The following is a 12,957-nucleotide window of genomic DNA, read 5'->3' as shown; positions in this document are numbered from 1 at the left end:
GCGGGCGATTTTAGTCGATGCCTACAACAGACGAACCGCCTTCGCCGACATACCGCCGTAGCGCACCGGGGAGATCGTCACTGTCTGCCCGAACGTCGGGGCCTCGATCATCGTGCCGTCCCCCAGGTAGATCGCCACGTGTTGGTTACCGTTGGGCCCCCAGAACAATAGGTCGCCGCGACGAGCCTCGCTCGGGTCGATCTGGGTGCCGCGCCGGTACTGGTCGCCGGTGTAGTGCGGGAGGCTGATGCCCACCCCAGCGAAAGCGTAGAGCACCAGCCCCGAGCAGTCGAAGCCAAGCTGGCTACCGCCATTGACACCCGTGGTCGGGCCGTTGGCGTCGCCGCCGCCCCACACGTAGGGGGTGCCAATCATCGACATTGCGCGCGCAATCACGGTTTCCACGCCGTTGCCCACCGGGACCGTGCCAGTGATCTTCTCCGTGGCGGTCGCTGCGGAGTCAACCTCGGGCAGGACCTCCTCGACCGCGGGGGATGCCGTCGCGACGCGCCCTTCGAGGACGTCCGTCAGCCCGCGGGAAAACGCGGCGACAAGCTCCCCAGCGCCGGCACTGCTTCCGTTAGCCGTGTACGGGTTGTCCAGAGTGTCGTGCGGCGCCTGCGACGATGCCACCAGAGCCGACGCAGCCGCGATCGCCGCGGCCTGAATCGTCGGGTCGCTGAGCGTCTCGCCGGCCCGCTGCGCTGCTTGCTGCGCGGTCGACAGGGCGCTTGAGATCACGGTGTCGCTGAGCTCGGGTGTGCCCGGGAAGCTGCTCGAGACCTCGTCGCGCACGGCGTCGATGTCGTCTTGCGAGGCGGCGTAGGGGGTGCCCGCTACGCCCGCCGCCGGGGCGGGGGGCTGCGGCTGGACGAGGGCAGGGTGGGAACCCGCCTCGTCGGGAGCCTCGGGCTCGGTCTCCGCGGTGCCCGGCTGTTCCGCGGGCTCGTCGGCTCTGGTTTCTCGGGTTTCGGTTTCCTGGGTCTCAGTCGAGGCGGTGCTCGGCGCCGTGGTGTCCGGCGCCGCGGTATCCGGCACCGTGGTGTCCGGCACTGCCTCTTCATCCTCGGCGGGCCGCGCGGCGGACGGACGGACGGCATCCAGCTGGGCTTGCACGGAGACGAGCTCGTCGTGCGCGGCCTGGCGCTCGGCCAGCTGCGCCTCCAGCTCCTGCTGAGACTCCTCGAGCACGGCGCGGGCAGCCGTTTCGGCGGCGACGGCGTCGTTCGCAGCTTCCTCCGCGTAGTTGCTCGCCTCTCGGAGCGTCGATTCCTCGTTCGCTGCGACGGTGCGGGCGCGCTCGACCTCAGTGAGCTGCTCCTGCTTCTCTTCCCGTTGGCTGCGCAGGAAGGAGGCGCGGTCGAGAGCGTCTTTCGCGTGGTCGTCGCTGTTGAGCCCGGCGAGCACGGAGGGCCCGCCCTGGGCGCGGTACAGCGAGCGTGTCACCTCCGATAGTTCGGTCCGTGCGCTGACAACCGCGTCCTCGGACTGGTTCAGCCGCGAGCGGGCTTCCTCGACGCCGCGCCGAGCTTGCTCGGCGCGCAGTTGGGCGTCGTGAAGCTCGACGAGCGCCCTGTTGACGTTTTCGCGCAGGCCGCCCATGCGGAGGTCGAGGGCGTCGACACGCGATTGTGCCTGCGCGATGGCGGCGACGAGCTCGGAGGCGCTCGAGCCCGCGGGTTGGCTCGACGCGCTCGGCGAGGCTGTGAGTGACAAGATGGTCGAGCACGTGACGACGCTGACGGCTGTGCGTGCCCAGCGCAGACCCGTGCCCAAAGGTGTGCTGCCCACTGATGGTGCTCCTCACACCGCACGGCAAGGTACGAGGCTTGACGCGCGGTCGGTTGGTTGACTACTGACGCCGAGCCGCGGGCCGAAAGGCATACCGGATCGAGCCACCACAGTACGGAGCGTGCTTCCCCACATGCCTGGACTGCGTCCCCGGGTTGACTAGACCACGGGGCCTCAAGGTGCCTCTGAAATGTATGTTGCTACTTTCGGCTCGCGAGCCGACAAGCACACCCTACGGCACTTTATTAATTCGTGACCCATCCTTTACCGATCTTTTCAACAGTCAAGGAATTTCACATGACTCACAAGCGCCACAAGCAGCGGGATTGCCACGCCGTAGAGGTGGTGTGATGTTACTCACACCATGTAACGCGAACGCCTATCGCTTGACGACGGAGCGCGCGCGGGCAAAGGTTGCCCCGCACACTACGGCGATCACAAGCGCGATCGCGACGGCAACGACTCCCCACGGGATCGCCACCGACGACGCCTCGGACACGAAGGCTCGAAGCCCCTCGCCGTAGTCCTGCTCGGCGAGCATGGCACGCTGCCCGCTCTCGATCTCGGCGCGCGTCAAGTGCTCGCTCACAATCCCCGCCCCGCCGGGTGAGCGAACGACGACAGTCTCGTAGTCGGTCGCGAGCGCGAGATCCTGGGCGACGTCACGCAGGTCCGCGAGGCGCTCGGGCGTGTGCTCCACTACCACCACGCCGATCGGGGCGATCGCGTCGATGTCGATCGCGTTCAGGGTGGCCTCGAGGTGCGCCTCCAAGGGCGCAGTGGCGGGGTGGGGTGCCGTGAAGGCGATGCCATCCTCCTCCAGCTGGGTTGCGAGGTCGGGCATGTCAATACCAGCGGGGATCATGGGGCCTCCTTGCGCGCCGCTACTACCCCGCTCGGGGGGAAACTTTCGAACAAATCCGGTGCGCCGGAGCGGCAGGCGCAGGCCGGGTCCGAAACATAACGGCCGTTACGTTACAATGCCGACTGGAACCGGTGGTCTCCCCTAAGATAAGGAGGAGACCACAACCGGGGCCATTATCCCCGAACCAGGTTTACAACGAGAAATGGAGCTCACTGTGGCTGAAAGTAAGAACTCCTTCAACGCTAAGAAAACCCTTGAGGTCGGCGAAAAGTCCTACGACTACTTCGCACTCGACGCCGTCGAAGGAATGGACAAGCTTCCCTATTCCCTGAAGGTCCTCGGAGAAAACCTTCTGCGCACCGAGGACGGAAAGAACGTCACCGAGGAGCACATCAAGGCCCTCGCCAACTGGGACCCGGAGGCGGAGCCCTCCGTCGAGATCCAGTTCACCCCGGCCCGCGTTCTCATGCAGGATTTCACCGGCGTGCCCTGTGTGGTCGACCTGGCCACCATGCGCGAGGCCGTCTCTAGCCTGGGCGGTAACCCGGACCAGGTGAACCCGCTCAACCCGGCCGAGATGGTCATCGACCACTCCGTCATCATCGAGGCGTTCGGCAGCACCGACGCGCTGGATAAGAACGTGGAGATCGAGTACCAGCGCAACGAAGAGCGTTACCAGTTCCTGCGCTGGGGCGCGGAGAACTTCTCCAACTTCCGCGTTGTGCCCCCGGGGACCGGCATTGTCCACCAGGTCAACATCGAGTACCTCTCCCGCGTCGTCTTCGACAACGAGGGTGTCGCCTACCCGGACACCTGCATCGGCACCGACTCCCACACCACCATGGAAAACGGCCTGGGTATCCTGGGCTGGGGAGTCGGCGGCATCGAGGCTGAGGCCGCGATGCTTGGCCAGCCGGTGTCCATGCTCATCCCGCGCGTCGTCGGCTTCAAGCTCACCGGCGAGATCCCCGTCGGCGTCACCGCCACCGACGTCGTGCTCACCATCACCGAGATGCTGCGCGAGCACGGCGTGGTGCAGAAGTTCGTCGAGTTCTACGGCAACGGCGTGAGCCAGATCCCGCTGGCCAACCGCGCCACCATCGGCAACATGTCGCCCGAGTTCGGCTCCACCTGCGCGATCTTCCCGATCGACCAGGAGACCATCAACTACCTCGAGCTGACCGGCCGCGACCAGGTCACCCTCGACCGCGTCGAGGCCTACGCCAAGGCACAGGGCATGTGGCTCGAGCAGGACGCCGAGGAGGCGCAGTACTCCGAGTACCTCGAGCTCGACCTGTCCACGGTCAAGCCCTCGATCGCCGGCCCGAAGCGCCCCCAGGACCGCATCCTGCTCTCCGAGTCTAAGTCGACCTTCCGCCAGCAGCTGCCGGACTACAACGACGCTGGCGACGAGACCTTCGAGCCGGTGCGCGCCGCCAAGAGCGAGTCCGTCTCCTACAACGAGTCCTGGGCCGCGAACGGCGAGTCCGCAGCCGAGGGTGCCGAAGGCCGCGCCTCCAAGCCGGTCATCGTCGAATCCCCGAAGGGCGGCGAGTACACCCTCGACCACGGCGCCGTCGCCATCGCGGCGATCACCTCCTGCACCAACACCTCGAACCCCTCTGTCATGATCGGCGCTGCTCTGCTTGCCCGGAAGGCCGCCGAAAAGGGCCTGCGCGCCAAGCCGTGGGTCAAGACCGTCATGTCTCCCGGCTCCCAGGTTGTCGACGGCTACTACGAGCGCGCCGACCTGTGGAAGGACCTCGAGGCCGTGGGCTTCTACCTCACCGGCTTCGGCTGCGCCTCCTGCATCGGTAACTCCGGTCCGCTGCCCACCGAAGTCTCCGAGGCCATCAACGAGTACGACCTCACCGCGACCGCCGTGTTGTCCGGCAACCGCAACTTCGAAGGCCGCATCTCCCCGGACGTGAAGATGAACTACCTTGCGTCCCCGCTGCTCGTTATCGCCTACGCCATTGCGGGCACCATGGACTTCGATTTCGAGACCCAGCCGCTCGGCCAGGACTCCGAGGGCAACGATGTCTACCTCAAGGACGTCTGGCCCTCCCCGGAGGAGATCGAGAAGACCATCGCCGACACCATCTCCCGCGAGATGTACGAGCACGACTACGCCGACGTGTTTGAGGGCGACGCGCAGTGGAAGAACCTCGAGGTCCCCGAAGGCACGACCTTCGAGTGGAACGACGACTCCACCTACATCCGCAAGGCGCCGTACTTCGACGACATGCCGGAGGAGCCGGAGGCCGTCGAGGACATCGCGGGCGCTCGCGTCCTGGCGAAGCTGGGTGACTCGGTCACGACCGACCACATCTCCCCCGCCTCGTCCATCAAGCCGGGTACCCCAGCCGCGAACTACCTCGACGAGAACGGCGTCGCGCGCCACGAGTACAACTCCTTCGGCTCGCGCCGCGGTAACCACGAGGTCATGGTCCGCGGCACCTTCGCCAACATCCGCCTGCGCAACCAGCTCGTGGACGAGGCCGGCGGCTACACCCGCGACTTCACACAAGAGGGCGCTCCGCAGGCCTACATCTACGACGCGGCGCAGAACTACGCCAAGGAGGGCACCCCGCTTGTCGTCCTCGCTGGCAAGGAGTACGGGACCGGCTCCTCGCGCGACTGGGCCGCGAAGGGCACCAACCTGCTCGGCGTGAAGGCCGTCATCACCGAGTCCTTCGAGCGCATCCACCGCTCGAACCTGATCGGTATGGGTGTGCTGCCGCTGCAGTTCCCGGACGGTGAGTCGCACGAGAGCCTGGGCCTCGACGGCACCGAGACCTTCGATATCTCCGGCATCACTGCCTTCAACGACGGCGACACCATCCCGTCAACCGTCCACGTCACCGCCACCAAGGACGGCGGCGAGAAGGTCGAGTTCGACGCCGTGGTCCGCGTCGACACGCCTGGCGAGGCCGAGTACTACCGCCACGGCGGCATCCTGCAGTACGTGCTGCGCCAGATGGTCAAGAGCTAACTTCTGACCCATCATCGAGGGCCCTCCGGTTTCGGCCGGCGGGCCCTTTTCGCCCCGGAAGGACACACCCATGCCCATAGTCAGCAACGACGAGTTATCCCGTCGCCGCAGCGACATCATCGACGCCGCGCGCGGGTGCTTCGCACAGTACGGCTACGAGGGGGCAACGGTGACCCGGCTGGAAAAAGCCACCGGTAAAACCCGGGGCGCGATCTTCCACCACTTCGGCGACAAGGAATCGCTTTTCCTCGCAGTCGCCAGCGAGGATGCGCGTCGCCAGGCTGAGGTCGTGGCGGACAACGGCCTGATCGAGGTCATGCGGACCCTCGTCGCCCACCCGGAGGCGCACAGCTGGTACATGACCCGCGCGGAAACCGTCCGCAAGCTCCGCACGGACCCCGCCTTCGAGGAGCGCTGGCGGGGGCACCAAGAGGTGCTCGACGAGGCGGTTCGCTCGCGGTTGTCGCACAACGCGGACATGCGTGAGGACGTCCCCCTCGACGTCATCCAGACGTATCTCGAAACGGTGATGGACGGGCTCGTCGTCAAGCTTGCCGAGGGCGAATCCTCCGCGCGCCTGTCCGCCATGCTCGACCTGGTGGAGCTTTCAGTACGGGCCCCTGTCCCCGAGCACTAGACCGAGCGGTATAGGGTGGGGAGCATGTCTAGGTTCCTCCTCGTCTGTCTCCGAAACGGAGAGATCGGGCCCTCCGTGGTGGAGGCCGAGCTCAACGACATCCTTCGTGCCACCGCGCTCGCCCGCGAGGACGTCGAGGTGCGGGTCATCGACTCCCCCTCGGCGACGATCGGCGACGTGTCCGGCTTCGCCGGCGTCATCGTCGGCGGCAGCTCCTTGACCGTCACGACCCCGCAGTACAACGCCTGGCAGAACCACGTCAACGCCGAACTGCGCGGCCTGCTCACCGCGGACGTGCCTGTCTTCTTCATCTGCTTCGGCATGTGCTGGCTTGTCGACGCCCTCGGCGGCGCCGTCGGCCACTCCAGCCCCGAGGCCTCCGGCCCCACCGTGGTCGAGCTCACCGACGCCGCCCACGACGACCCGCTGCTCGCCGACTTCCCGGCTCGCTTCGACGCGCTCACCGGCCACACCGAAAACCCAGAGGTGGTGCCCGCCGACCTCACGGTGCTCGCCACCGGCCCCACCACCACCGTGCAAGTCGCCCGCTGGGGCGAGAAGGTGTGGGCGTGCCAGTTCCACGCTGAGATGGACGCGCCCGCGATGAAGACCCGCATGGACTTCTTCTACGACTACGGCTACTTCCCGCTGACGGACTATGACACGATCATCGCCTCGCTGCCGAGCGTCGACGTCACCTGGTCGAACGAGCTGCTCAGGCGCTACGTGCAGCACTGCCGCAGCGAGTGACTACACTGCCCGGTATGCAGGCAATCATTACGACTACCGGGCGCGACCAGATCGGCATCATCGCCGCAGTCTCCGCCGCCGCGGCAGAGCACAACCTCAACGTACTCGACGTCACTCAGACGCTCATGGACGACTTCTTCACCATGGTCATGCGCGTCAACATTCCCGGCGACCCCGTCGACATGGGCGAGCTGCAGGAGCACCTCGCCCGAGCGGGAGAGCCGCTCGGCGTCGTGGTGCGTATCCAGTCGGCGGACTTGTTCACCGCCATGAACGAGATTTAGGGGGTTCAGGTGGCCGTAGATTTCAGGATCGCTGCACGCAACGTCGTCAGCGTCATCCAGATGATCGAGGACTACCGGCTGGATATCCGGACGGTGACGATGGGGATCTCCCTGATCGGGTGCACGCGCCCCACCATGGCCGCGACCGCCGAGGCGGTCTACGACAGGGTGACCACGCGCGCCGCGCGCCTCGTCGAGGTCTGCGAAGGCATCGAGCGCGAGCTCGGCATCCCGATCGTGAACAAGCGCATCTCGGTCTCCCCCGTCTCGCTTGTTGCGGCGGGCGCCGAGGGCGACCCGGTGGACATCGCCACGGCCCTCGACCGCGCCGCCGCCGAACTGGGCGTCAACTTCGTCGGCGGCTATTCGGCGCTGGTGGAAAAGGGCGCCACGGAGTCCGACACGCGACTCATCCGCTCCATCCCGGAGGCTCTCAGCACCACCGAGGCCGTCTGTGGATCGGTAAACGTGGCCACCTCCCGGGCCGGCATCAACATGGACGCCGTGCGCACCATGGGCGAGGTGGTCAAAGAGGCCGCGCAGCTGACCGCAGACCGCTCCTCCATCGCCTGCGCGAAGCTCGTGGTCTTTGCCAATGCCGTCGGCGACAACCCCTTCATGGCGGGTGCTTTCCACGGCATCGAGGAACCCGACACGGTCGTCTCCGTCGGCGTGTCGGGCCCCGGCGTCGTCGACAACGCGATCGGTTCGCTCGAAGGCGCGACCCTTAACGAGGTCGCCGAGGAGATCAAAAAGGCGGCGTTCAAAATCACCCGGGCCGGCCAGCTCGTTGGCACCATGGCCGCCGAGCGCCTCGGGGTTCCCTTCGGCATCGTCGATCTTTCCCTCGCTCCGACGGCCGAGATCGGCGACTCTGTCGCACACATCCTCGAGCACATGGGGCTCGACCAGGTGGGCACCCACGGCACGACGGCGGCGCTCGCGTTGCTGAACGACGCCGTCAAGAAGGGCGGCATGATGGCCTGCTCCCGCGTCGGCGGCCTCTCCGGCTCCTTCATTCCCGTCTCCGAAGACCAGGGCATGATCGACGCAGTGCGCTCCGGATCGATCTCTATGGACAAGCTTGAGGCCATGACCTCGATTTGCTCCGTCGGCTTCGACATGGTCGCCATTCCCGGCGACACGTCCGCCGAACTCATCGCCGGCATGATCGCCGACGAGGCCGCCATCGGAGTCATGAACCATAAGACCACCGCCGCGCGCCTCATCCCCGTCCCCGGCACGAAGCCCGGCGACGAGGTCAACTTCGGCGGTCTCCTCGGCTACGCTCCCGTCATCCCGGTCAGCAGCGTTGGCAACGACGCGTTCATCCGCCGCGGCGGGTTCATCCCGGCACCGGTGCACGGGTTCAGGAACTAGCAAGGAGCCGGTAGAGGGATGACACGGATGCCGCGCACTGAACTTAAGGTTCGGTCGAGTAGCCGACCGCGGCTCGTGCCGGGACGCACGGAAAGCTACTACACCCTTCCTTACGGCGGCGCCAGCGGTGCCGCCGGCGTCATCGCGGACAACGGTCCGGCCCCGAACCCCAGATTCACCCCGGCATCCTGCGCGTCACCCTCATCTTCGGCACCATCGGTGTGGTGCTCGCCGTCATCGCGGCGGCGCTCCTCAGCGACGGGCCACGCAGCACTCCCGGCGGTGTGGTCGTCCTCGCGCTGGGCGCGGTCGCGTTCGTCGTAGCCGCGGTCATGCTTGTCGTCGATACGCGTCGCCGGCGGCGGTTCACCCTCGCGTGGCGCAATGGGTGAATCGGCTTCTACCCCGCGCTCATCGGCGACATTTATCTTCATCGCAGGCGCATCAACGGCGACCACATGCAATTCTTTTACAAGGCTCCCCTGCTTGTGCTTCTCCCCGGCGGCTCGCTGCGCCCGATGCACTCGTACGAGTTCCAGCTCTCCAGGATGCCCCGCTGGTACGCGCGCCGTTTCAACGTGGCCAGCGACGAACCCTCCGCTGCCGTGGACGCGCACACCACCAACGGCTGGGGGATCGTCGCTATCAACCACCGGCATGACGACGACCGCGCAGCCCTCGACACCACCCTCACGCGCCAACAACGCGAGGCGCTCTTTGACCTCGCCGAACGTTCCTGGCTGTCTGGTTGGTGTGAGCGGGCGTAGCTCCGAGACCACACGGTCGCCGACGCGCTGGACGCCCGGGCGAAGCTGGGTGGCCGCGTCCCTGCCGACGGCAGGTTAAGGAGCGTGTACTGACAAGAACCGCGGTGTGGCGGCGGCCGCCTCACACATTCATGAGGTCCCTCACCGACAGCCACAGATACACCACGCTAACGGACACAACCCTGCCCCGGCCTCGTTAGGGTCAAGCCCGATCGAACACGAATGAGTAGGTAACCGCGTTTTTCCACGCCGTATGCGCAGGGCAGGCGCTTTGCGTCTCGTAGCTCGCTCAGCCCCCCCGCATCCGCGGCGATCTCACCATTGTCAATGAGCGCCCTGAGGGCAATGACTGCGCTCTCCGCCCAGGCATCTTCGCCATTGGCGTTCGCATAGCGAGCGACGCCGAGGCTGCGCACACGGTGCGCTAGGTACCCGCCGGGTTTTTGCAGGGCCGCCAGTTCGAACAAATATGGCTTATGGTCCCAGTCGTAGGTCATCCACGCGTCCGCCACCGAGGTCTCGGTCAACGTCCCCGTGCATAAACGGGGCCGCGCTCGTTCTCACTGGCCGCCGCAGCTGCGGGGCGGATGCGCTGCCCTCCTCCTCATCGCACCGGGGCACGCATGACCTGCACGCCTCGGACTTCCACGTCGTGAGCAGACGAGCGCCGGCCCTGGTCCTCTACAGGGTCCCCAAAAAGTACCTGCATGGCGCTGGCCGGGTGACTGGCGGGCACAGCATAGCCGCGGGGTGACACCCACGTGCACCTGCCGGCGACATGCCGGATGCGGCCGCGCTTGCGCACGTGCGCGTCGTCGTCGTTGACACGGTTGTGGTAGCGACACAGCGGCGCGAGGTTGTCGAGGTTCGTGGTGCCCCCGTTTTTCCAGGCCGTGATGTGGTGTATCTCGCACAAGTCGGAGGGCAGGCGGCAGCCAGGGACGGTGCAGGTAGGCTGCACCATGCGCATGAGGGTGCGCTGCTTGTCGTTGGCGAAGCGCTGGGTGCGAAACAGGTCGAGCGCGCCACGCACGGGGTGGAAGGCGGCAACCTCAAGTGCTTCGCCGTAGGTGCGGGCGAGGTAGTCGCGGAGCGTCACACTGGTGCCGTCGGTGGCGTGAAGGGTCACGCCGGCATCGGTGCGCTCGGGATGCAGGTGCACGTCGATGGGCACCATGAGAATTGGCCGGTAGGTGCCTTCCGGGACGGCGCCTCCGCCGCGCAGGATACGTACGAACGCCTCCAGCATGTGCTCGGCGGGCGCCCGTGCGGCGTCGAGTCCGCTGCGCAGGGCGTGCTCCACGTCGGCGATCACACGTTCGGGCGCGATGACCGTGAGACGCCGGTGTCCTGCGTGCGAGCTGCTGAAGCGGACCCCGGGTCGCGGCGGCGCGGGTTCTTTCGCCGGGACGATCGCTTTTGCTTGTCGACGCAGCGTCTCGCACCGCCCGCGCACCTCCAACAGCGCGTGGCGCGCCCGCCAGCGCGCGGCCTCATCGGCGATGTGCGCGATGGCGCGCTCGATGACCGCTAGCTTGGACAGAGTGACCCGGTTCGCGCGCGCCTTGATGAGGGCAACGCGCTGCAAGCGCGTGCAGCGCGTGCGCCCGAAGTACGCGTCGTGGATGCGCTTCCAGTCGTTGACCTGCGCGTTGTTGATGCCTGCGTTGAGTGCTTCCTGCTTGTCGAAGCCGACCAGGACGTCGATGACACGCCCCCGCTCCTGGTCGAGCACACTATGAAAATCCCCCATTCACAGGATGCTACTACGCCAGTTCGACGATCTCCATGTATTCGTCGTTCCACAGGTCCTCGTCGCCTTCCGGCATGATGATGACGCGCTCCGGCTCGAGGGCGCGCACGGCGCCTGGGTCGTGGGTGACCAAGACGACGGCGCCGGTGTAGGTCTTCAAGGCGTCGAGGACCTGCTCGCGGGACTGGGGGTCGAGGTTGTTGGTGGGCTCGTCGAGAAGCAGCACGTTCGCACGCGAGGAGACGAGTGTGGCCAGCGCGAGGCGGGTCTTCTCGCCGCCGGAGAGCGTGCCCGCCGGCTGCTCGAGCTTGTCGCCGGAAAACATGAACGCGCCGAGCAAGCCGCGCAGGTCCTGCTGTCCCGCGTCCGGGCAGGCCTCGATGGTGTTCTCCCAGACGGACTTGGAGCCGTCGATCGTGTCGTGCTCCTGGGCGAAGTAGCCGATCTTCAGGCCGTGGCCGGTGACAAGTCCCCCCTCGCCGTCGGTGCGCTCGACGCCTGCGAGCAGCTTGAGCAGCGTGGTCTTGCCCGCCCCGTTGGTGCCAAGGACGACGACGCGCGAGCCCTTGTCAATGGCAAGGTCAACACCGGCGAAAACCTCGAGCGAGCCGTACATCTTGGTCAGGCCCTTGCCAAACAGCGGCGTCTTGCCACAAGGGGCGGGCTCGGGGAACGAGATCGAGGCGACCTTGTCGGCGACGCGAACCTCGTCGAGCTCGTTCATCATGCGGTCCGCGCGGGCGAGCATCTGCTTCGCGGCCGCCGCCTTCGTGGCCTTGGCGCCCAGCTTGGCGGCTTGCTTCTGCAGCGCGGAGGCCTTCTTCTCGGCGTTGGCGCGCTCGCGGCGGCGCCGCGCCTCGTCGAGCGCCCGGGCGTCCTTGTACTTGGAAAAGCCCATGTTGTACACGTCGGCTTCGGCGCGGACGGCGTCGAGGTACCAGATCTTGTTGCAGACGTCGTCAAGCAAGTCAACGTCGTGGGAGATCATGACCAGCCCACCCTCGTGGCGCGACAGGAACCCGCGCAACCAGTGGATGGAGTCGGCGTCAAGGTGGTTGGTGGGCTCGTCGAGAAGCAGCGTGGTCGTCGACTTGCCCGCCCCGTCGTTCGCCGCGAAGAGGATCTGCGCGAGCTCGATCCGGCGGCGCTGGCCGCCTGAGAGCGTCTTCAGCGGCTGGTCAAGGATGCGCTCGGGCAGGCCTAAGTTGTCGCAGATCTGCGCGGCCTCGGCGTCGGCCTCGTAGCCCCCGAGCGCCTGGAAGCGCTCCTCGAGCCGGGAGTACTTCGCAATCGCCTTGTCGCGCTCGGCGCCGTCGGTGGATTCCATCGCTGCCTGCTGCTTGTCCATACTGCGGCGGATCTGGTCCAGCCCGCGGGCGGAGAGCACTCGGTCCCGGGCGGTCTGCTCGATGTCGCCCTCCTTGGAGTCCTGCGGCAGGTAGCCGATCTCGCCGGAGCGCGTCACCGAACCGGCGTAGGGCTCGGTCTCCCCCGCTAAGATGCGCATCGTCGTGGTCTTCCCGGCCCCATTGCGGCCCACGAGACCGATCCGGTCACCCGGCTGCACCCGAAGATGCTGGCCTGGGGCGTCGAGAAGCGTGCGGGCGCCGACGCGGACCTCGAAATCGTTGGTGACAATCACGGCGTTCTAGTGTACTCGCCGCTCGGTGTGCTTCCTCGGGAGGTTGTGAACGAAAAGGGGAAGCCTCCGGTAGAGGTGTAGGCATCCACACGA

General features: G+C 66.7%; 11 protein-coding genes. 6 read left to right on the top strand and 5 right to left on the bottom strand.

Features of this window, described 5'->3' with window-relative positions; genetic code table 11:
- Positions 1-21: 21 nt before the first annotated feature.
- Together BLT81_RS04435 and BLT81_RS04430 are read right to left on the bottom strand one after the other, a co-directional pair.
- Entirely contained in the window at positions 22-1,791 is a 1,770-nt protein-coding gene (locus BLT81_RS04435; RefSeq protein WP_040421582.1) for a DIP1281 family NlpC/P60 protein, read from the bottom strand.
- A 379-nt stretch (positions 1,792-2,170) separates the two neighbouring features.
- Complete coding sequence (locus BLT81_RS04430; RefSeq protein ID WP_019194620.1) at positions 2,171-2,656, bottom strand: Rv1476 family membrane protein; 486 nt, start codon at positions 2,654-2,656, stop codon at positions 2,171-2,173.
- 214 nt (positions 2,657-2,870) lie between these two features.
- Here BLT81_RS04430 and acnA point away from each other — a divergent pair, with 214 nt between their 5' ends.
- The 5 genes from acnA to BLT81_RS04405 all read left to right on the top strand — a co-directional run bounded on the left by acnA (position 2,871) and on the right by BLT81_RS04405 (position 8,702).
- Complete coding sequence (gene acnA / locus BLT81_RS04425) at positions 2,871-5,651, top strand: aconitate hydratase AcnA (RefSeq protein WP_231286657.1); 2,781 nt, start codon at positions 2,871-2,873, stop codon at positions 5,649-5,651.
- A 70-nt stretch (positions 5,652-5,721) separates the two neighbouring features.
- Positions 5,722-6,288, top strand: a complete 567-nt coding sequence (locus tag BLT81_RS04420) for a TetR/AcrR family transcriptional regulator (protein WP_019194618.1) — start codon at positions 5,722-5,724, stop codon at positions 6,286-6,288.
- A 24-nt stretch (positions 6,289-6,312) separates the two neighbouring features.
- Positions 6,313-7,038, top strand: coding sequence for a glutamine amidotransferase-related protein (locus BLT81_RS04415; protein ID WP_040421579.1), 726 nt, complete (start codon positions 6,313-6,315; stop codon positions 7,036-7,038).
- A gap of 14 nt (positions 7,039-7,052) precedes the next feature.
- A complete protein-coding gene (locus BLT81_RS04410; protein ID WP_019194616.1) occupies positions 7,053-7,322 on the top strand; it encodes an ACT domain-containing protein in 270 nt (89 codons plus the stop codon).
- Between the two features lie 9 nt (positions 7,323-7,331).
- Entirely contained in the window at positions 7,332-8,702 is a 1,371-nt protein-coding gene (locus BLT81_RS04405; RefSeq protein ID WP_019194615.1) for a PFL family protein, read from the top strand.
- Positions 8,703-8,812: 110 nt separating this feature from the next.
- Here BLT81_RS04405 and BLT81_RS04400 read toward each other — a convergent pair whose 3' ends face one another.
- Positions 8,813-9,160: a hypothetical protein gene (locus tag BLT81_RS04400; RefSeq protein WP_019194614.1), complete on the bottom strand. Its 348-nt coding sequence runs from the start codon at positions 9,158-9,160 to the stop codon at positions 8,813-8,815.
- Here BLT81_RS04400 and BLT81_RS04395 point away from each other — a divergent pair, their 5' ends adjacent.
- The gene (locus BLT81_RS04395) at positions 9,161-9,469 is read left to right on the top strand and encodes a hypothetical protein (protein ID WP_019194613.1); all 309 of its coding nucleotides are present in this window, start codon (positions 9,161-9,163) and stop codon (positions 9,467-9,469) included.
- A gap of 604 nt (positions 9,470-10,073) precedes the next feature.
- Here the strand turns inward: BLT81_RS04395 and BLT81_RS04385 are convergent.
- Together BLT81_RS04385 and BLT81_RS04380 are read right to left on the bottom strand one after the other, a co-directional pair.
- The gene (locus BLT81_RS04385) at positions 10,074-11,222 is read right to left on the bottom strand and encodes an HNH endonuclease signature motif containing protein (RefSeq protein ID WP_019194611.1); all 1,149 of its coding nucleotides are present in this window, start codon (positions 11,220-11,222) and stop codon (positions 10,074-10,076) included.
- Between the two features lie 13 nt (positions 11,223-11,235).
- Entirely contained in the window at positions 11,236-12,864 is a 1,629-nt protein-coding gene (locus tag BLT81_RS04380) for an ABC-F family ATP-binding cassette domain-containing protein (RefSeq protein WP_019194610.1), read from the bottom strand.
- Positions 12,865-12,957 lie beyond the last annotated feature (93 nt).

The sequence above is a fragment of the Corynebacterium timonense genome, assembly GCF_900105305.1.
GTDB classification, from domain to species: Bacteria; Actinomycetota; Actinomycetes; order Mycobacteriales; family Mycobacteriaceae; genus Corynebacterium; species Corynebacterium timonense.
This window is presented reverse-complemented; position numbering and strand designations above follow the sequence as displayed.